Consider the following 20,423-nt stretch of genomic DNA (forward strand, 5'->3'; position numbering starts at 1 on the left):
TCAGAATTCATGGGTAACACCTATTCCCTCGAATAGTTAGCCTATCTGTCCTCCCATTCAAAAAATTGCATTCGTTAAGGCAAGCGTAGATCTACGTTTGCCTTTTTGTTTTCAAATACCTGGCTAGATAATATCTCCCTAAACGTGCGCCACACCCGCCTCACTCAGATCCGTCACCAGACCGGTGGAAAAATCGTATACCCAGGGATGCAGACGGATCTTACGGCCGGCTTTAACGGCCTTCCGGTACACGGAACTCAATTTGAGATTTTCGACCTGGGCGAGGACGTTCAGTTCCACCAGGCGGTTCAGGCGGTCGTGCTCATCGGTGATCGCGTCCAACTCGGCCCGGTGGCGGTGGATCACATCCTTAATGTTGGCCAGCCAGTTGTCGATCAGTCCGATCGCCTGGTCTTCCAGAGCGGCCTGAATCCCCCCACAACCGTAGTGGCCGTAAACGATAATGTCATCCACCTTCAATACTTCGACGGCATATTGGAGAACGGACAAAAAATTAAGATCGGAATGGGCGACTAAATTCGCGATATTCCGGTGTACGAAGATCTCTCCCAGATCACCTCCCAGCACCACGGCGGGAGATACGCGGCTATCCGAACAGCCCAATAATAAGGCGGCGGGCTTCTGGCCCGCCGTCAGCTTATCGAAATAGCGTGGATGTTTATGTTGCTTTTCTGCGGCCCATTCCCGATTGTGCTGCAGGAACTGGGCGATCACTTTTTCCATGCTTTCAGATTACAATTGATGGTCAATGGCTTGTTTGATCACGTAAGACAGGGCATTGGCGGACTGCATACCCGATTTACGCCACTTGGCTTCTCCTTCCTGGAACAAAATGAAGGTAGGTACGCCCCGGATCCCCATTTTGCCGGCAATGGCCGGATTTTTATCCACGTCGATCTTTACGATCGAGGCCCCTTCGCCAATCTCCGAAGCCACCTGCTTCAGAATGGGACTCATGGCCTTACAGGGCCCACACCATTCGGCGGAGAAATCTACCAGCACCGGTTTTTCCCCATTGATCAGGTCGCTGAATGATACTTTCTTTTCCATTTGTTATTCTCTTTAGGTGATAATGATCTAATTCGGTCCGAATGTGGAAATGGCTAAACATTCGAAGCATCCGGCAACAGGAAATATTCTACCGCCGTCACGCTACCGCCATTGTACACTTCCTGGAAACCGTGGGACTGGAGAAACTTGGTCGCCATTCCGCTCCGGTTGCCACTACGGCAGTACAGTACGATCGGCCCTTTCAGTTCCCGCAGTTCGTCCATTTTTTTGGGGATCGTCTGTAATGGGATATTGACCGCTCCCTGCACGTGGTGGGTAGCGAATTCAAAAGGCTCTCTAACGTCGATCAAAGTCGTATTGGGTTGTTTTACTATACTTTGTAAATCCATTGGTTTTTAAGTTTATCGGCAGAGATCCTGTTTTCCATTTCGACCGGATGACTGCCGTACAGTTTAATTATATTGACAGTACAAAAGTATAGCGGATCTAGCTCGCAGTCTGTAATTTGGATCACAGAGCGGGATTTATTACCAGAAGCGGGTGGAAAACCGGACGAGGCACTTACTGGGAGTGGGATTTTTTAAAAGCACCCGGGGTCATACCGAACCGCTTTTTAAACAGGCTGAAAAAGGTAGAGCGGGAAGAGAAGCCCGCCTCCTCGGCAATAGCCAAATTGGTCAGGTGTTGCTTTTCCGGGTCCAGGAGCAGGTTTCGGACCTCTTCCAGGCGGTAGGTATTGATATAGGCATAAAAGCTGGTCTCCAGTCCGGTATTCAGTAATTCGGAAAGATCTTTTTCTTTCATCCCCAGCAGATCGGCCAGTCCCTGCAGATTGAGATCAGGATTGAGGTAGGGCTTTTCCTCTTCCATTAACCGGTGTAGACGATCTTTGAGTACATCCATTTCGGATTGGTCCAGCCGCAGCTCTTTGGTAACTGCCGGCGGAAAAAGAATCTCCTTGTGGGAGATGATCATAAAGGTACCGGCGAGCGAAAAGATAGCGGTATACAGCCAGATCCAGTGGTATTCCAGACTGGTTGACATCCCGTTGTACAAAAAGAAATTGGCCAGCAACAGGATCGCCCACAGTACGATGAAGATGAAATGGGCGCCCAGCAAACCGTACAACCACTTGCGCTGCGGACCGGGCCCTTCCGTTTTTCGCGGCACCAGTATCCCCGTGTTCCAGCCGTAATAAGTGCCGGAAAATAAAAACACCAGCTGCTCAGACCAGGCCGGATAGTGATCAAAACCATTATAGAGGGCACTGTATCTCCAGGAAGGTTCCCCGATGAACAGCACAAGATTGACCAATATCACCAGGGCCGCCGGCAGGAAATGCAATGCCTCCCGCCGGCCAAAGGAACCTTTGCGCTCCCCGTACTGCCGGCCGTACAGCCAGAGCGCCGGACCGGCCGCCAGTAAAAAGGTGCCGGGAAAGAAAAACCAGCGGGGAGGAAATCGCATGGAATGCCCCGTACCGGCCAACTGGCTCTTGAAAGCGTACAGAATATAGACCAGAAAAAAAGTCATGAAAAGCAATACCTGCGGATCCTGCCGGTAGCGCCATCCGGTAAAGAGGCACAGAAAGATCGCCAGAAAATAGGCCGGATAGAACAGTTTGTGGTAGTAGAGGATAAAAAACCCTTCGCTGCGCAGGCTCCATTCGATCACCGGGACTTTCGGATAGTCGTCGGCAATGAGCGGCATATCACAGTAGGAGCATTGCCCCGGATGGTCGAACACTTCACCGTGCCCACTACACGCACAGGGCGGGCAAACGTAGGTGGAAGCCGTCGATTGCGTCTGCTGATTTTTCCAGCGGATAACGGACGGACTGATGCTCAGGACCAGCAGCCAGAACAGCGTAAAAATGATTCCCGGGTGATTCATGATGCGAAGTACAGCGATTAGGCTTTGATTTGCCAATAAAATTACTGAAAAAGGTCCATCTGGAAGCATCTGTACTTTTCCGTAGCCCGTATTTCGGGCCCTTCCGGCAATTAAGCGCAGCTTTGAATGATCATTACTATCGATAACCTTTTAATCACCTGACTGTAATTTTAACAAATATGAGATCATTTAAAATCGCTTTGTGGGCACTACTGCTGCCCTGCTTACTACCGGCCCAGCAAACGCCGGAGATCAAGGATATTGCCCTGTTCCTACACGACCGGGTTGAGATCCTGGATTTCGCCGGCCCCATGGAAGTTTTTATCGCCGCCGGCTTCAATGTGTATACCGTATCCGAGACCAAAGCCCCCATCAAAGCCATGGGCGAACTGACCATACTCCCGGATTACGATCTGAATGACTGCCCCGTTCCGGATATCGTGGCTTTCTTCGGAGGTGGAGGCGCTTCGCGGGTTGCCCAGAGAGCAGCAGTACAGGCCTGGATGGCCAAAGTCTTCCCCCAGACCGATCTGCAGTTCTCCGTCTGCACCGGCGCATTTTTCCTCGGAGAAATGGGGCTCCTGGACGGCCAGACGGCTACTACCTTTCACAGTGCCATCCCTTCCCTGCGGGAAAAATTCCCGAAAGCTGAAGTCCGCGATGATGTACGCTTTGTGGACAACGGCCGGGTGATCACTACGGCCGGTATTTCGGCCGGTATTGATGGTGCCCTGCATCTGGTGGCCAAACTGAAGGGGATGGAAACCGCTGTCTCTGTAGCCGAGAATATGGAATACACCGGCTGGGAACCGGAAAAAGGACTCGTTCTCCCCTCCCCCGCCATTCAGGCGATCCGGGAAAAAGGACTGAAAGCAGGCCTGAAAAAAGCCGGTCCGGACGCATTGTTGTTTTCCGGCGAACTGATGGATCTCGGCCGGGAGTACGCCAACGCCCAACAGCTCGATAAAGCCTTGGAGATCTTCGGTTTTGCGCTGGAAAATATGTCCCTGCCGTACGAGGACTGCGAAACGATCCGGGAAGCGATGCTCGCCGCCGGACAGGAAGCGCCTCCCTCCCGGAAAGTGCTTTTGGAAAAATTTGACCAGGGAGCGTATGCGGACGTGGCGGAGACCATTCAGGAAACCAAAAAACAGTATCCCAACTGGTCCTTCTTCTCCGAGCGGTGGACCAACGGCTATGGCTACCACCTGATGGCCGAAGGACAGCTCGAAAAGGCCATCGAATTATTTAAGCTCAACGTCCTGGCCTATCCGCAATCCTTCAATACCTATGATAGTCTAGGAGAAGCTTATATGAAGGCCGAACAGTGGGATCTGGCGGTGAAGCACTACAAACGATCACTGGAACTCAATCCCGATAACGGAAACGGGCGGGAGATGCTGGAAAAAATAGAACTGCAAAGACCCCGGAAACAGATTGAAGAATAACAGACTGGTTGATCATTCGGAAGTACGGCTTTTTTAGGCCGCTCTTCCGGATGATCAGGGTTTCCGGATAAAATAACGATTGAATATACTGACCGAGCGCCGCAAGGTATATACCAGTCCCAGACAAAGCAGGATGGGAATACTGAACGCAACCGCCTGGATCTCCAGTACATCCAGGGTTCGGCTAACGTCATCCTGCCAGTAGAGGCGACCTACGATCTTAACCAGTACGAAAGATAGGCTGAGGGCGATGATGAAGGCCAGACCGGTCAGTGGATGGACCTTGGCCCGGATCCGGTTGACGGAAACGGTTTGTTTTCGCTGGCAGTGAGGACAAACACCCGAATATTCCGGCCCGATCTTCCGTTCCAGCATTGAACGGTCGGTTTCCCGGTAAGGAACCAGGTTGACCTTCTGACAGGTAGGGCAAAAGAAAAATAACTGGATCATTTCGGTGACTTTTCGTTTTGAAGGTCCCGATCTTAGGTTGTTTTCTATCTGTTGTAGATGGCTCTCCGACTGGAAGTCGAAGTCACGTTAACGGCCGGCGGCCAAAAGGTACAATACGGCCATCCGTACCGCTACACCGTTTTCCACCTGTTGTAAAATGATGGAATGTTCGGAATCCGCCACATCGCTGGTGATCTCCACCCCGCGATTGATCGGGCCCGGGTGCATGATCACGATCTGTTTGTCCAGTTCATCGAGTAATTTGCGGTTGATCCCGAAATATTGGGAATACTCCCGGAGTGAAGGAAAGTATTTCAGATCCTGTCGCTCCAGCTGGATCCGCAGGATATTAGCCACATCGCACCATTTCAGGGCCTCGCGAACATTGTGCTCTACGATCACCCCTAAGGATTGAATGTGTTTGGGGATCAGGGTGGGCGGTCCGCAGACCATCACCTCCGCACCGAGTTTCTGCAGGCAGAAAATATTGCTCAGCGCTACCCGGGAATGCAGAATATCTCCGAAAATAGCGATCTTCTTTCCGGCCAGATCACCCAGCTTTTCCCGCATAGAGAATGCATCGAGCAAAGCCTGGGTAGGGTGTTCGTGGGTACCGTCACCGGCATTGATGATATTGGCATCGATGTGCTGGGAAAGAAAATGATGAGCACCGGGGGCCGGGTGTCGCATCACCACCATATCCACTTTCATGGACAGGATGTTATTGACGGTATCCAGCAAAGTCTCCCCTTTTTTCACCGAAGAACTGGAAGCCGAAAAATTGACCACATCGGCGGAAAGCCGTTTTTCGGCCAGTTCAAAGGAAATACGGGTCCGGGTAGAATTCTCGAAGAAAAGATTGGCCACCGTGATATCCCGCAGGGAAGGGACTTTTTTCACCGGCCGGTTGATCACTTCCTTGAAGTCGTCGGCAGTGGTAAAGATCAATTGGATATCTTCCGGAGTCAGGTACTTGATCCCCAGGAGATGCTTGGTACTCAATTGCTGGATGGTAGCCATTAATTTATTGCTGTCATGTTAGAAACTACTCAAAATTCTCACTGGCGGGCAATAAAGAATTAATCTTATTCTTTATCCGCCAGTATCAGTATCCGGTCTTCTCCGTCCACTTCGGCCCATTCTACCCGCACGTAAGCATCATCCAGCGAATCTACCGTGACGCCGATATAATCCGACTGAATGGGCAGATGCCGGTTGAAGCGGCGGTCCACCAGGGCCACCAGTTCTACCTGTTCCGGTCGGCCGTAGTGATTGAGGGCCGTCAGGGCAGCCTGCACCGTCCGGCCGGTATACAGCACATCATCGAGCAGGATAACGTTTTTTCCGTCGACGATGAAGTTCATTTCCGTACGGTTGGCCCGCAGCGGTTTGTCGCGAGTGCGGAAATCATCCCGGTAAAAGGTGATGTCCATTTTCCCGTACAGGAGTTTCTTCCCCCCCAGTATTTCCGACAGACGCGTTACCAGGCGATCACCCAGTGCCACACCGCCCTCCTGGATACCGACAAAACAGGTATTATCAAACTCATCGTGCGCCTCGATCAACTGGTGACAAAGGCGCTCGATGGTCAGGGCGAATGGCTCCGCCGCGAGAATGGTCCTGCTTGCGTCCATCTGAATTAATTTTTTTTCATCTTGGACCAGGTATCCCGCAGGTTAACCGTGGAATTGAAAACCAGGTGGTCCTCCGTTGAATCCGGGTCCAGACAAAAATAACCTTTTCGCAAAAACTGATAGGTTGTTCCGGGCTCCGCGTGGGGCAAAGCCGGTTCTACCTTCGCGGTAATTTTCTTCAGAGAATCTTCATTGAAGAACTCCAGGAAATCCTTATCCTCGTGGGACGTCGGCGTAGGATCGGTGAACAGGCGGTCGTACATTCTTACTTCCACCTCTTTGGCGTGTTCGGCCGAAACCCAGTGGATGGTACCTTTTACTTTCAGGCCCGAAGTATCGCTTCCGCTCCGGCTTTCCGGAAAGTAGGTACAGTGCAGTTCGGTGATCTTGCCGCTCTCATCTTTCACCACATCGTTGCATTCGATGATATAGGCTCCCTTCAGGCGCACCATCCGGTCCGGTCCCAAACGGTAGAACTTCTTCGGCGGCGGCGGGTTTTCCATGAAATCATCGCGCTCGATATAGATCTCCCGGGAGAAGGGTACCATGCGGTTGCCGGCGCTCTCGTCTTCCGGATTGTTCTCTACTTCCATTTCCTCTACCTGTCCTTCCGGGTAGTTGGTGATCACTACCTTGACCGGATCCAGCACCGCCATCACGCGGTCTGCGGTTTTATTCAGTTCCTGCCGTACGCAGTATTCCAGCAGACCGATCTCGATCAGGTTCTCGCGCTTGGCAATACCCGCCCGGCGACAAAACTCCCGAATGGCCGCAGCCGGATAGCCCCGGCGACGCATGCCCGCAATGGTCGGCATCCGCGGATCATCCCAGCCGGTTACGAAACCTTCCTCTACCAGTCGTTTCAGCTTGCGCTTACTGGTGATCATGTATTCCACGTTCATGCGCGCAAACTCGATCTGACGCGAAGGAAAGATCTCCAGTTTCTCGATGAACCAGTCGTACAACGGCCGGTGGTGGCGGAATTCCAGTGAACACAGCGAATGGGTAATGCCTTCGATGGAATCACTCTGCCCGTGGGCAAAGTCGTACATCGGATAAATACACCACTCCCCGCCGGTGCGGTGATGGTCTTCGTGTTTGATCCGGTACAGGATGGGATCGCGCATGTGCATATTCGGTGAAGCCATGTCGATCTTCGCCCGCAGTACGCGGCTGCCGTCGGGATAATCCCCGTTTTTCATACCTTCCAGCAGTTCGAGGTTTTCCTCAATACTGCGGTTGCGGTACGGGCTTTCCGTACCCGGCACGGAAATATCGCCCTTCATTTCAGCAATCTCTTCCGGAGTGGAATCATCCACGTAGGCCAGTCCTTTTTTTACCAGATCTACGGCGTACTCGTAGAGTTTCCCGAAATAGTCCGAGGCGTACAGTTCACCGTTCTCCCATTGGAATCCCAGCCATTGAATATCCTGCTTGATATTTTCAACGAAATGGGTGTCCTCGGTAGTTGGGTTGGTATCATCGAGACGAAGGTTGGTCTTGCCACCGTATTTCTGGGCAATCTCGAAGTTCAACACGATCGCCTTGGCGTGGCCAATATGCAGATAGCCATTGGGTTCCGGTGGGAACCGCGTATACACCAGGCCTCCGTGTTTACCGTTCTTAATATCTTCCTCGATGATCTCCTCGATAAAATTAAGGGATTCTCTTTCTGTACTCATATGCTTGTTTTAAGGAGTGGGGAATGGTATGCGTTAATAATGCCTAGCTATACCAAACGTGATTCTTCCCCAAACGTTCCTTTATACTTAAATTCGTAATGTTTATTCGGTTGAGACCTGGCAAATTTTTCAAATCTACCAGGTCCTGTATTTTTGACCACTGACCGCTGAAACGATCACATCCGCTCCGGCATCTCGATACCCAGCAGGTCCATTCCCGTACGCAGCGTATTGCTGACCGCCATGCTCAACTTGAGCCGGAAAGCCCGCGCCGCTTCCGATTCGGCACTCAGGATGGAGTGCTCGTGGTAGAACTTATGGTAGGCCTTGGCCATATCGTAGCAAAAAGCGGCAATATGGGAAGGGTCCATTTCATTCGCAGCGGTCTGGATCAGTTGCGGAAATCCGAACAACAACTGGGTCAGCTCCCGCTCTTCATCGTTCAGCCCGGTGTAGGACGAGGCCGCAACCAGATCAAACTGCCCGGCATTCCGGATCACCGACTGGATACGCACGTAGGCATTCTGGATGTAGGGTCCGGTTTGCCCCCGCAGATCAACGGATTCTTTCGGATCGAATACCATCCGTTTTTTCGGATGCACCTTGATGATGAAGAATTTCAGCGCCGCCAGAGCGATCTTCCGGATAATGTCCTGCCGCTGGTCTTCACTCAGATCGGCCGTAGTATCCCGCTCGGCGGAATTAAGCCGGGCTTCCTCGATCACTTCTGCCACCAGATCATCCGCATCTACTACCGTACCTTCCCGGGATTTCATCCGCCCACTGGGCAGGTCGACCATACCGTAGGACAGGTGATAGAGTCCGTCGGCATAGGGCTCTTCCAGCCGTTTGAGGATCTCAAACAGTACCTGGAAGTGGTAGTTCTGCTCATCGGCCACTACGTAGATCATTTTTTCTACGCCGAAATCCTCGTACCGCTGGTGGGCAGTACCCAGATCCTGGGTAACGTAGAGCGAAGTACCGTCACTCCGCAGGATCGTTTTGTGGTCCAGTTTGGCGTCTTCCAGATCGGCCCAGACCGAACCGTCCTCCTTCTTGTAGAAGGTACCGGAATCCATGCCTTTATCGACCAACTGCTTACCCAGCAGATAGGTCTGCGACTCGTAATACAGCCGGTCAAAGGTGACACCCAGTTTTTCGTAGGTCTCGTTAAAACCATCGTATACCCACTGGTTCATACGCTCCCAGAGGGTCCGGGTTGCAGGATCGTTGGCCTCCCATTTCCGGAGCATTTCTTTGGCCGCACCGCCCAGTTCGCTGTACTGGTTGAAATATTTATCCTTATAAGCTTTAAAGAAAGCGGCTTTGGACAGCTCTTCCTTCTTTTCGGCCTCGTATACTTTTTCGGCCGCCGCCGTTTCCTGCCAGGCTTCGTATTCGGCGCGGAATTCCTTTTCGAACCGCACGTAGTAATCCCCTACGAAATGATCGGATTTGGTGTCCGTGGATCCGGGAGTGGCTCCGTCGGCAAACCGTTGCCAGGCCAGCATGCTTTTGCAGATGGCGATACCCCGGTCGTTGACGATCTGTACCCGCACCACATCATATCCCACCGCATCGAGGATCTTGTAGGCGGACCATCCCAGCAGGATGTTCCGGATGTGCCCGAGGTGCAGCGGTTTATTGGTATTCGGGGAAGAGAATTCCACCATAACCTTCCGGCCGTTCCGGGGCTGCAAACCGTAATTGGTCTGCTCGTAAATATCGTCCACCAGCTGTGCCCAGTAAGTGTCCGCTACCACCAGGTTCAGAAAACCTTTGATGACGTTGAAGGACTCCAGCTCGGGTACTTCCTGTACCAGATACGCGCCGAGTTCCTCTCCGATCATTTCCGGTTTTTTCTTCGCTGCGCGGGTGAACGGGAAGACCACTACCGTGTAATTGCCCTCAAATTCCTTACGTGTAGGACTCACTACTGCCTGTTCCGGCGCTACGTCGGCGCCATAAAGCGTTTTTACTCCTTTGATTACCTGGTCCTGAATGACCTCAACAATATTCATACAACGAGTCCTTTGTCTGGATTTAAAGTTTTACAATAACAATATCTACACTATTGCCGTAAAATTAGTTCGCCAAAGGTAGGGTTTTCGTGGGAAAAGACCAGCGATGTCCCAAACATTTGCCGCTTTTGGGGAATTCCGCAAACGCCATCCGCGGAACACACTTTTCCTCCGGGGCTTTCTCAAACGAAAAGGGCAGACAATGGCATATCTCCCCTTTGGCTATCAATTTTGTACGAGTACCCGGACTAAAAATTAAAATCCAGCAGAACTTTCCACTGATCGCCCTGCTTTTCCCAAATGATCACGTAGTGACCGATACCGCCGCTGTTGTATTCTCCCAGCTCAAAGACGAGTTCCTTTTGCACTTTCATGACGGACTTGGCGGTCAACTGGATCTGCCAGTTGGGTTGCGACATATAACTGTATCTCTCACTGATGGCCTCCGTTCCCCGGTAATGCTGTCCCTGATTGACATAAAAGCCATCAGCGGCGTAGGAGCGGCTCACCAATCTTTCGTGATCGTGGGCATTGGAACGTTCCATCCAAAGCTCCCGCGCCCGGTCGATCTCCCGGATCTGAACTTCCTGCTGCTCAAATAGCGGTTGCGCTACTTCCAGTTCGCGGAGCCATTTGCCTTCCGTTAGTTTCCAGGCTATGACGTAAGCGTAAATGGTCGGGTCCTTCTCGGAAAACTTGTAGTATCCCATCTCAAAGTAGTGACTGTCATCGTGCCGAACCACCGCCTGGGTGCGTTGTTCCACCAGTTTACCCAGACCGGGTTGCCAGTTGTCCCACTGGGTTGCCACTTTATCCGCATCCTGGAAAAAGTTGCGCCCCCACAGGAGACCGGCTGATTCCCAGTAATAGGCAGCTAATGCTTCGGCGTCTCCGTCGTTCAGACTGCTGCGCCAGGCTGCTTTTTGCTGTTCGATCGCCTCCGGCAACGGCGGGCCTTCCGGCTTATTGGCCGCGGATGGAAAACTCTGGGTAGTGGTACAGGCATACAAGCAAGACAAGCCCAAGAGGGCCATAAACATTGTAATTTTCATCATAATCGGGTTTAGGGATGCAGTATTGGCATCTCTGGTTTATAATAGTGGGTTGAGATCCCGGCATTGCCCAAAATCTCTTAGAGACTGTTTTAAACCTCTGCTGCCGGTGAAAAACCCGGATTTTGCCGTCAATCGAAGGCTATTTTTCACTGCATAGCCTATGCTACGGAGTTAAAAATAGATACAGAGTGGTGGCAAAAGCCGCGTTTTGTAGCCCAGTGAGGGGTTTTAAACCAGTCTCTTAACGCTTAAACACAACTTCCCCCGCTGCTTGTTGCATTCGGAATGGTTTTCAGTCTATTTATGGGAAAAAACGGTTCAGCGTGGATAGCTGGCCAGCAATAAACATCGGTCAGGGTGTGGACAAGACCTCCTCATCGGTTACTGGTGGTTCTTCGATCCCCAGCTTTTTCGCCAGCCAGCCGATGGAACCTCCCTGAATGATCACGGAGAGGATCACGATCACAAAGGCACTGTTGAAAATAAAGGAAGCACTTTCCAACCCGGCCGCTAGCGGGATAAGTCCAAAAACGATCGGTGTGGCCCCGCGCAGCCCAACCCAGGAAATGAACACGCGTTTTTCCAGCGAAGACCGAAAGAAAAGATAAATGAGAAATACGCTGACCGGCCGGGCCAGCAGGATCAGAAAAACCGTAATGATCAGGGCATCGCCAAGGTGGGGTACGAGCTGATCCGGGAATACCTGTAGCCCCAGAATGATGAAGAGACTGATCTCCATGAGCCAGGAAATACTCCGGTAAAAATCAAAAGTATACTGGCGATTGGTGAATACCCGGTTTCCGATCGTCAGGCCCGTAACGTACATGGTCAGCAGCAGGTTGCCCTTGATGATCGGCATCAGGCCGATCAGGAAGAGGATCACCGCCAGGATCAGCAAGGGATACAAACCGGGAATATCCAGTCGCAAACGGTTAATGATCCAGACCGTAAACCGGCCGATGCCGTAGCCCACCAAAAGCGCCAGAAGGACGCCCAGCAAAAATTCGAAGCCCAGCCAACCGCCGCTCACCGGTTCGCCCAACAGAATGCTGGTAATACTGATGGTCAGGAAATAAGCAACCGGATCATTCGTACCGGATTCAAATTCCAGGGTTTCCGAGATGCGTTCCCGGAGCCGGAGTTTTTTGGATTCCAGAATAGAGAAAACAGCCGCCGCGTCGGTAGCCGAAAGGACCGATCCGAGCAAAAGCCCTTCCCACCAGCTGAGTCCGAGCAGATAGGTACCCAACAGGGCGATCAGCATAGACGTGATCAGTACCCCCACCGTCGACAGGGCAAACCCTTCCCGCAGGATGGGTTTTATCCGCTGGAAGTCGGTTTCCAGCCCGCCAATAAATATGATGAGACTGATAGCAACCGTACTGTAGACCGAGGCCTGAGCCGGATAATTGAAGATGAAATCGTAATCTCCCCCATTTCCTACAAATAGCCCGATGGACAGATAAAGCAAGAGGCCGGGGATACCGTAACGCGTTGATGGCTTATTGACCAGTACCCCCACGAACAGCAGCAGGCCAGCGAGTAGAAAAATGAGATTGATATTCATATCAGGCAGGTAAATTAAACCCGGGGAACTACTTTTTTCAGGATGATCTCTCCCGGTATGCAATTGCCGCCATTGGAGACACCCTGCCAGCGGCCGCGCAGTTCCCAACCGCTACCGGTGCGTTTCAGCTCGAGGGCAGCGCCCTTGAGGCACCATTCCAATTGGGGTAATTTCCGGGAGCGGACCACTTTTGATTCGGTAAAATGAAAGATCTGATCGTTCAGGGTAAATCCGGAAAGGGCCATTTCCGCATAGATCTCATCCACGTACACGTAGGACCGGCCGGTGATCAGCTTATCCTCTTTTTTCAGGTAGAGTTCGAATTCGTATTCCGATCGATACCCGCCATCATCCTGGGTGATCACTCCCTTCCAGTTTCCCAGAATGGAATCCTGGGCAATTACCGAAAAATGAGCGCAAATACAACAGCAAAATACTAGTAAATATTTAATCATGGTCATTGGGTTCTACAAATCAGCCTATCCCATAAACGCAGTAATGTACGCTTGCGTTTTACGGACCGGTAAAGAATTGACAACCGGGATTGGGAAAGCAGGGTCTTGAAGGCTAAATTTTATTTCGGTTCATTTAGTTGGCACCAGCAAACTCCCAGGCACGGGTCTCCATCCAGTTGTAGTTCTGTCCGCTTACGGAAAAACCTACGTGCCCGCCCTTGCTCGGCGTTTCCAGAAATATACTGGAATGCTGTTCGCACAGACGCACCGGCGTACAGGCCGGCGGCAGGATGGGATCGTTCCAGGCGTTCACCAATAGTACCGGAACCCGGATTTGCGACATAAAGTTTTCTGCGGAGGCCTGATAATAAAAATCTTCGGCCGAATCAAAGCCATTCAGAGGTGCGGAGAAAAATTCATCGAAATCCCGCCATACCCGGACCCGTTCGAAATTGCTGACGTCCAGCAGGCCGGGAAACTGTTGTTCCTTGGCCCGCAGTTTCGTTTCGAGGGCCCGCATGAACCGGCGGCGGTAAAATCCATTGCCAGGTGCTTCGAGGGAAGCGGCGCTGGCGGCCAGATTGCAAGGAGAGGAAAAAGCGATGCCCCGACGCACCGGATCAGCCAGCTCACCGGCGTTGACGCCCAGGTATTTGAGGAGGATGCTACCCCCCATACTGAAACCGATCAGCGTGATGTCCGAATAATCGCGGGTACGCAGCGCATGCCGGATCACCTGGTGAATGTCGTCGATCTCTCCGTGGTGGTAGAGTTGTGGATTGCGGTTCATCTCTTCGCTACAGGAGCGACAGTTCCAGGCCAGCACGTCCCAGCCGTCATCGGAGAAACGGCGGGCCATGCCCTTGATGTACGGACGGCTGCTATTGCCCTCCAGGCCGTGGGATAATATAACGAGCTGGCGGCTGCCGTTATCCAGCCAGTCCAGGTCGAGAAAATCACCGTCTTCCAGGTCGATGCGTTCGCGCTCGTAGGGAATATCGATCCGGCGGAATGCCGGGATAATGGTTTGTAAATGTCCGTTGAATTGAAAAAATGGCGGTCCGGGGTAAGTGGTTGATTGGAGGTATGGCATTTCTTACAGCATGATGCGGGGGTCCGGAGCAGGAGGAAATGCCCTGCTCCTGCTCCGGGCTCCCACTTATTCTACAACATAAAATTCGAAAGCGGCGCGTTCCGGAGAAAGGCTTAGTGCTTTATCTCCCTCGGCCGCCAGGTAATATTCCAGCACGTCTCCCTTATCCAGGGTGATGGCCCAGATATTTTCACTAACCGTTTCGGAATAACCGCTGGAATTACTCATTTCTATTCTTTGGAACGGGCCTTTGGCCACGGTTCGGTAATACAACCAAACCTGTTCGGATTGGTTCACTGTGGCCGAGATCGTGACGGAGTTGTCGCTAAGTTCGTGCTTAACATCGGAGATCACCGGCTCTTCCTTGACGATCAGCGGATGTTCCTGCAGGTATTTGGTCCGCCCCTCCATCAGTTCGGCCAGGCCGATGATGTTGGTCTCGTCCACCCGGGTTGTTTCCAGGATGTTTTTCTGGAAATCCTCGTAAGTATACAGCTTATTGGTATCCTCCTGCACGTGGGTGTCGATGAGGGTCGCGATCTCCCGGGCGCGATCCAGATAAGTAGAATCCGCCAGATAATCCTTGTAAATGGTCTTGATGTGGGCCACATAGACTTTGCGATAAAAATCGTCCGCCAGCAGGGTCGTGATCAGGGGACGTTTATCGTTCTTCTCCTTATAATGAATGAACATACTCATTTCCTGCATCGCCTCATTGGAGAGCGGGCGGCCCAGTCCCGCGTACCGGAACCCACCAAAACACAGGTTCATATCCCAGAGGATCGGCTGAAAGATGCCGAATGAATCCCGGTAGAGGTAATAGTTGTGACAAAGCCGGCCGGTATAGCTGTCCAGATTAACCGTCACATTATTGAACGCCAGCATCCACAGCGCCTGGTCCACATTCAGGACCTTTTCCAGGTTCTGCGGTTCCTTGTTCAACACCCGGGTCAGTTCGATCAGATCGTCCCATCCTGCATCGGATTTCATTTCGTAGAGGTACTTATAACAAATGGAATCCGTACCGAGGTACATCAGGGACGCCTTATCCCCGTCGGGACAGGAAGAGATCGACCGGCCGTGCCAGTCCGGATCACACTTGACCAACGTACCTTCCTCCTCTTCCGGCTGCTGATAGAACTTTTCCAGGAAATCCTTATCTACCGATTCGGTGCAGTTGTAGAGTCCGAGATAAACGTCATTTACGAATACCTTGGCGAAATTCGCCCGGGGCGAAGGCATGTACTTACCAGCCATTTCGTACCCCAGTACCTCCCGCAGAAAGCTGGGATCCCGAAATACGTTGGACAGTTTCAGCGTCTCGTAACCGCCCGGTAATCGCTGATCTTTGTCTACGTGGTTGAACTCAATGTTGAACGGCAGTTTGGAAGAGCCGTCTTTTCTCACATTGAAGTAAGAACTGTTCCCCTTGTAGCGTACACCAACTCCCTTGTACAATTTTCCGTCCACCGATACTTCCGCATCCAGCCGATGGTCGTTACCCATCTGCTTCAGGGAATCCAGAATCTGCTCCCAGTTATCTTCCTGGAAACTTACCTTGACCTCAATGATATGATCCATATCGTAGAGGTCCTTCGCATCATCCTGGGCGGAGAGCGGCAATGCCAGTACCAGGCCCATCCAGAACATGCTTAGCCGGACGGCCCCGAGGCAACTTTTTAGTGTACAGTTATTTTTCATAATCGTCTTTGGGGTGGTGAACAGTAGAATTCGTATGAAAATAAAGATTTTAATTAAAATGATGGTAACCAGTGTTTTATTTTCACAACGACCCATAAATTATTGGTTCAGTTCAGCCAGGCTGACCTTGTGTTTGGTCACCGTATAATCGATCGGGTCGTAGCTGATCGCCTTGGCGTTTTCCGCCTGGATATAGTATTCTAACTGATCTTTCCCACCCGAGGGTTCAATAATTGCTCCGTAAATATTATCCCCGGCGCCTTCGTCGAAGTGCCCGCCGTCATCCATCATACGCAGGGCCGTGAAGGTCTCTTCCGGACTGAAACGGTAGTATACCACTACCTTGTTGGTATACTGATCCACTTTGGCCCGGATCCGGAAATCCGAGATCTTTTCGTTGGAGAAACGCTCTCTCTGCCGTACTTCCACTTCTTCAATGGCCGGCGGCAGGATCCGGAAAGCCGGGTGGTTTTCCAGGTAAGAGATCCGCTTGTTCATAAACGCCACCAGACCGGGGATCTTACTTTTCCGGCCAATGGTGGTGGTCAGACTTTTTTCGATCTCCGCCAGTGTATAGTATTTGTTCTCATCTTCGGCCAGGTCCGGCAATACCATCAGTTGCAGCGCCTCTACCCTTTTGTTGAAGGTATCGTCCTTGAAGTGATTATTGATCAGGGTCCGCATGTGGGCCAGGTACTGCTTTTGATATTTTTCATTGCCCAGTAATACGCTGATCAGGGGTTTGCTGGGATCATCGGCGTGTAACATCGGATCGAGCTGCAACATTTCCACCGTACCCAGATCGGAACCCGTTCCGGTGTTCTTATAGCTACCGAAAGCAAAGTTGAAACCCGTAATGATGGGCACAAAACGCCCGCTCTCGTCCCGGTACAGCAGATAGTTGGGGCTGTACTGCCCGGAGTAGCTGCTCAGATTGGCCAGCACGTTGTTGAAGGCCAGCATCCACAGGGTCTTATCGATATTCAGTACCTTTTCGATCTCGCCCGGTTTGTCCTGCAGGGTTTTAGCCAGTCCGAACAAAGCGGTCCAATCGGCATTTTGCAGAGCCGTGAAATTGTGCTGGTAGCAAGCGGCGGAATTGTCCACCTGCAGGCTGGCGTAGAGCTTGGACCGGCATTCTTCCGGAGCGGGTACGATGTAGTCCGGGGTAGCCGCAAATAAAGTGCCGTCGGTCTCCGCAAAATTGCGGGTGAGGAATTGTTTACCGATGACTTCGATATTGGAGAACAGCCCGTAGAGTTCTTCGTTGATGAATACTTTGGCAAAATTTGCGCGCGGTGCCGGCAGGTAAGGCTGGGCAATTTCGTGCGCCAGTACTTCCCGCAGCATACTTGGGTCGCGGACCCCGTCCGAAAGATCGATGGAAGTGTAGCCCTGGTAGGCCTGGCCGTCTTTTTTCAGATCCAGTTGCAGGAACAGGCCGTTCCTTTTGGCGGCGGGCGTAAACGCCCGGCCTTCGCGGTAACGAACTCCGACGCCTTCCAGTTCTTCATCGTTGATGCGAACGGTAGCCGGCAGCAGTTCTTCGCCGTTGTAGCGCAGAGAATCCAGGAGATAACGCCAGTCTTCCTGCTCAAATGTGATGTGAATTTGTTGGACTTGATCAACTTTGAAAAAGTCATCCTGGGCGAAAAGCCCAATGCTTCCGGTCAGGAAGCAAAATGTGATCGCTAGTTTCAGGGATTGCATTATTTTCATTTTGTGATGTTCATCTCGCAGGATGAAGTAATGGGTAAATTGCTTCTTTATGCAATATTAATAAAAATGCAGCAGGGGGTATTCAACTTAAAAGGACCGATACGAATCATTTAAGAAACGGTATCATCCGGCCGTTAACTGGCTGATATGGATAAAAATATTGATCACCATGATCGCCGTCAGCGCCAGGGCGGCCAGTCGCAGCCAGGTACCGTTCTGGGCCCGGAACTGTTCGGCCTTTTGCCGGGTAGCTTCGTCTTTGAACTTCAGTCGACCGATGGCAAACAGGTAGAGGTATACTCCGGCCAGGAGTAACAACAATTCCACAAACAATCCTAAATATTCCATATCGATTAGCATATGGGTGCACACCGGACGGCGGCCAGGAATTTCAGGCCATACCTCCCGCGTTTACCCTACAACAAGGATAATAGTTGACTGAGGTTCTGGATCTCATAAGTAGGTTGAATATCGTGGGGTTTGTCCTGCTGCCCCGGGTTGAACCAGCAGGCATCGATCCCATAATCGAGCCCGCCTTTGATATCGGCATTGATGTTATCGCCGACGATCATCACCCTTTCTTTTTCCGGACGGCCGATCTGCTCGAAAGTGTATTCGAAGAACGGCGCGTGGGGTTTGGCGTATCCGATCTCATCCGAAACGATGATCACGTCAAAAAATCCATTCAATGCGCCGGCCTCCAATCGGGGGCGTTGCACTTCTTTGAGCCCATTGGTCACCAGGGCCAATTGGTGGTTGGCCTGAAGTTTTCCCAATGTTTCGAGGGCTCCGTCCAGTAAAAAGGCAGCGGTAGACAAATGTACTAAATAATTACGGCCAAATTGATCCGGATCCAGGGAAACTCCGATAGAATTAAAGAACAATTCAAATCTGCGAAGCCTCAATTCCTCCTTGGTGATCTTTTTTTCTTCGTAATCACGCCAGCACTGCCGGTTGATCACATTATAGGTCGGATGATGATCATCCGCAAAAGGTACACCGTGTTCCGCCAGCGCCAGCTGCAGCGCCTGCCCTTCACAACGGTCGAAATCAAATAAGGTATTATCGGCATCCAGCAGGAGCCAGTCGTAGGATTTCATGCTCAGCAAATGATTAATTTAGTGAATCCGCCACCTGGAAGCAGGCACTAATCTTCACCCCTACTCCAAGTCTCCCCATCACCCAGTCTCCAAGTCTCCCCCTCACCCAATCCCATGCCCATTAATCACAATCTCCGCCGGCAGGAACGGGCTGGCATCTCCCCCACCCTTAATGATCTCCCGGACGATGGTGGAGCTGATATGGGAAAAAGCCGGGCGACTGATCAAAAAGATCGTTTCGAGATTATCGCCGATGATATTATTGAGCTGTGAAATGGTTTTTTCGTAATCGAAATCCGAAGCGTTCCGCAAGCCCCGCAGCAGGTAATCGGCCCCGATGCGGCGACAATATTCGGCGGTCAGGTTTTCAAAGTAATCCACTTTTACCTTCTCCTCTTTTTCAAAAACGGCTTCCAGCCATTCGATCCGCTGATCCAGATCGAAGAGGTATTTTTTGGTGGTATTCACCCCGATGGCTACTATGATTTGATCGAAAAGGGGCAGGGCACGTTTCACCAGATCCACGTGGCCACTGGTAATGGGATCGAACGATCCCGGAAAAACAGCAATTCTTGACATGATCGGTAGCAGTTGGCAGTTTATTGCGTAGAGGGCCGGCGATCCGGGATAGAGGGAATGCAAGGGAAAACGCAAAAGGACCATCATCCGGCGTGCGGAGCGGTATGTCCTGCTGCTGATCATAGCCTGTTTCCCTCTACCTGTTACTGGCTGTACTCTACATCTTTAGGCTACCGTAAAAGTAGGGTTAATTACCAGAAGCGTCCCCGTCCAGCAGGTAAAAAGAATCGAAAAACTTTTGGGTAGAAGGGTTCAGACTGTTGTCCCGGAGCATAATGGTCTGGATCGTATAGTAGCGGTTTTCCACCAGAAAAGCCCTGGTTTTAATGATCGCCTGACCTTTGAGATAGTCTACCCGCCAGACCTGCCCCGGATAGCCGTTCCAGTCCCGTGGGTTGCTGTAAACCAGATCACCGGTGATGCTGAAGGCCGCCTCTTCCGCACTCGCTTCAAAGAACTCTCCCAGCAGGTCGACCGAGTCCATGTGCATGGTCCCTTCCGGATAATCTACGTAGCTGACCATATAGAACAGGTTATCCGATTTTTTATCGGGCGACTGGTAAAAGAAGGTATGATTGACCTGTTGACCCAGTTTGGTCTCCAGCGTATCCGTTTTCTCCACCATATACCCCGGCGCGCTCACCTGAAAGCGACCGGCATAAGAAACGGTCTCTTCCCAGACTTCCTGTTTTTTGGCAGCTTCCACGGCGGCATCATCCTGGGCGTTCAACTGCAAGGCCGTCAGGCCTAAAACCAAACAAATAATTATTCTGATCTGCATTTAAATGAATTACTCTTCTAACAATGATTCTTTGGAAAGAGTATTTAGGTGGGAAAAGGGTTGTATCGGTGGGTCGGGAACCACTGTAAATAGTTGGCGGAATGGCCTTTCGTTGTGGTCAGCCCTTTTGTAGGATCGGTGCATTCCCCATTGAAGATCGGGAATAGAACGGGGCTCATCCCGGCTCCACTGCGATTCCCGCACGGAGTTGGG

Annotated in this window: 20 protein-coding genes; 1 reads left to right on the plus strand and 19 read right to left on the minus strand. The window is 51.6% G+C overall.

What is annotated here, in order from left to right; all coding sequences use genetic code 11:
- Positions 1–138 precede the first annotated feature (138 nt).
- The 4 genes from CRP01_RS05815 to CRP01_RS05830 form a co-directional block, all read right to left on the minus strand.
- Positions 139–744 carry a carbonic anhydrase gene (locus CRP01_RS05815; RefSeq protein WP_099149067.1) on the minus strand — a complete coding sequence of 202 codons (606 nt, stop codon included), beginning with the start codon at positions 742–744 and terminating at the stop codon, positions 139–141.
- A gap of 9 nt (positions 745–753) precedes the next feature.
- Complete coding sequence (gene trxA, locus CRP01_RS05820; RefSeq protein ID WP_099149068.1) at positions 754–1,071, minus strand: thioredoxin; 318 nt, start codon at positions 1,069–1,071, stop codon at positions 754–756.
- Positions 1,072–1,124: 53 nt separating this feature from the next.
- Positions 1,125–1,421: a rhodanese-like domain-containing protein gene (locus CRP01_RS05825; RefSeq protein ID WP_099149069.1), complete on the minus strand. Its 297-nt coding sequence runs from the start codon at positions 1,419–1,421 to the stop codon at positions 1,125–1,127.
- Between the two features lie 172 nt (positions 1,422–1,593).
- Complete coding sequence (locus CRP01_RS05830; protein ID WP_170110248.1) at positions 1,594–2,925, minus strand: helix-turn-helix domain-containing protein; 1,332 nt, start codon at positions 2,923–2,925, stop codon at positions 1,594–1,596.
- A gap of 179 nt (positions 2,926–3,104) precedes the next feature.
- Between CRP01_RS05830 and CRP01_RS42155 the strand changes: the two genes are divergently transcribed.
- Positions 3,105–4,373, plus strand: a complete 1,269-nt coding sequence (locus CRP01_RS42155; protein WP_170110249.1) for a DJ-1/PfpI family protein — start codon at positions 3,105–3,107, stop codon at positions 4,371–4,373.
- A 54-nt stretch (positions 4,374–4,427) separates the two neighbouring features.
- Here CRP01_RS42155 and CRP01_RS05840 read toward each other — a convergent pair whose 3' ends face one another.
- From CRP01_RS05840 to CRP01_RS05910, 15 genes are all read right to left on the minus strand, one after another.
- Positions 4,428–4,823: a hypothetical protein gene (locus CRP01_RS05840; RefSeq protein WP_099149071.1), complete on the minus strand. Its 396-nt coding sequence runs from the start codon at positions 4,821–4,823 to the stop codon at positions 4,428–4,430.
- An 87-nt stretch (positions 4,824–4,910) separates the two neighbouring features.
- Positions 4,911–5,834, minus strand: coding sequence for an aspartate carbamoyltransferase catalytic subunit (locus tag CRP01_RS05845; protein ID WP_099149168.1), 924 nt, complete (start codon positions 5,832–5,834; stop codon positions 4,911–4,913).
- 74 nt (positions 5,835–5,908) lie between these two features.
- Positions 5,909–6,457 carry a bifunctional pyr operon transcriptional regulator/uracil phosphoribosyltransferase PyrR gene (gene pyrR, locus CRP01_RS05850; protein ID WP_099149072.1) on the minus strand — a complete coding sequence of 183 codons (549 nt, stop codon included), beginning with the start codon at positions 6,455–6,457 and terminating at the stop codon, positions 5,909–5,911.
- 5 nt (positions 6,458–6,462) lie between these two features.
- Positions 6,463–8,139: a glutamine--tRNA ligase/YqeY domain fusion protein gene (locus CRP01_RS05855; protein ID WP_099149073.1), complete on the minus strand. Its 1,677-nt coding sequence runs from the start codon at positions 8,137–8,139 to the stop codon at positions 6,463–6,465.
- A gap of 176 nt (positions 8,140–8,315) precedes the next feature.
- Positions 8,316–10,160 carry an arginine--tRNA ligase gene (argS, locus tag CRP01_RS05860; RefSeq protein ID WP_099149074.1) on the minus strand — a complete coding sequence of 615 codons (1,845 nt, stop codon included), beginning with the start codon at positions 10,158–10,160 and terminating at the stop codon, positions 8,316–8,318.
- Between the two features lie 248 nt (positions 10,161–10,408).
- A complete protein-coding gene (locus CRP01_RS05865; protein WP_143473283.1) occupies positions 10,409–11,215 on the minus strand; it encodes a hypothetical protein in 807 nt (268 codons plus the stop codon).
- A gap of 352 nt (positions 11,216–11,567) precedes the next feature.
- Entirely contained in the window at positions 11,568–12,782 is a 1,215-nt protein-coding gene (locus tag CRP01_RS05870) for a potassium/proton antiporter (RefSeq protein ID WP_099149076.1), read from the minus strand.
- A gap of 14 nt (positions 12,783–12,796) precedes the next feature.
- Entirely contained in the window at positions 12,797–13,237 is a 441-nt protein-coding gene (locus CRP01_RS05875; RefSeq protein WP_099149077.1) for a hypothetical protein, read from the minus strand.
- Positions 13,238–13,370: 133 nt separating this feature from the next.
- Positions 13,371–14,330 (minus strand): YheT family hydrolase, encoded by a 960-nt coding sequence (locus tag CRP01_RS05880; RefSeq protein WP_099149078.1) that lies wholly within the window; start codon positions 14,328–14,330, stop codon positions 13,371–13,373.
- Between the two features lie 66 nt (positions 14,331–14,396).
- Positions 14,397–16,031: a CotH kinase family protein gene (locus CRP01_RS05885; protein WP_170110250.1), complete on the minus strand. Its 1,635-nt coding sequence runs from the start codon at positions 16,029–16,031 to the stop codon at positions 14,397–14,399.
- Positions 16,032–16,130: 99 nt separating this feature from the next.
- On the minus strand, positions 16,131–17,741 hold the full coding sequence (locus CRP01_RS05890; protein WP_170110251.1) for a CotH kinase family protein: 1,611 nt from the start codon (positions 17,739–17,741) through the stop codon (positions 16,131–16,133).
- A gap of 132 nt (positions 17,742–17,873) precedes the next feature.
- Positions 17,874–18,098 carry a hypothetical protein gene (locus CRP01_RS05895; protein WP_099149169.1) on the minus strand — a complete coding sequence of 75 codons (225 nt, stop codon included), beginning with the start codon at positions 18,096–18,098 and terminating at the stop codon, positions 17,874–17,876.
- 68 nt (positions 18,099–18,166) lie between these two features.
- Entirely contained in the window at positions 18,167–18,850 is a 684-nt protein-coding gene (locus CRP01_RS05900; protein ID WP_099149081.1) for a YjjG family noncanonical pyrimidine nucleotidase, read from the minus strand.
- Between the two features lie 102 nt (positions 18,851–18,952).
- Complete coding sequence (gene coaD / locus CRP01_RS05905) at positions 18,953–19,429, minus strand: pantetheine-phosphate adenylyltransferase (RefSeq protein WP_099149170.1); 477 nt, start codon at positions 19,427–19,429, stop codon at positions 18,953–18,955.
- A gap of 187 nt (positions 19,430–19,616) precedes the next feature.
- Positions 19,617–20,210: a hypothetical protein gene (locus tag CRP01_RS05910; protein ID WP_143473284.1), complete on the minus strand. Its 594-nt coding sequence runs from the start codon at positions 20,208–20,210 to the stop codon at positions 19,617–19,619.
- Positions 20,211–20,423: the final 213 nt, after the last annotated feature.

The sequence above is a fragment of the Flavilitoribacter nigricans DSM 23189 = NBRC 102662 genome, assembly GCF_002646595.1.
GTDB lineage: Bacteria > Bacteroidota > Bacteroidia > Chitinophagales > Saprospiraceae > Flavilitoribacter > Flavilitoribacter nigricans.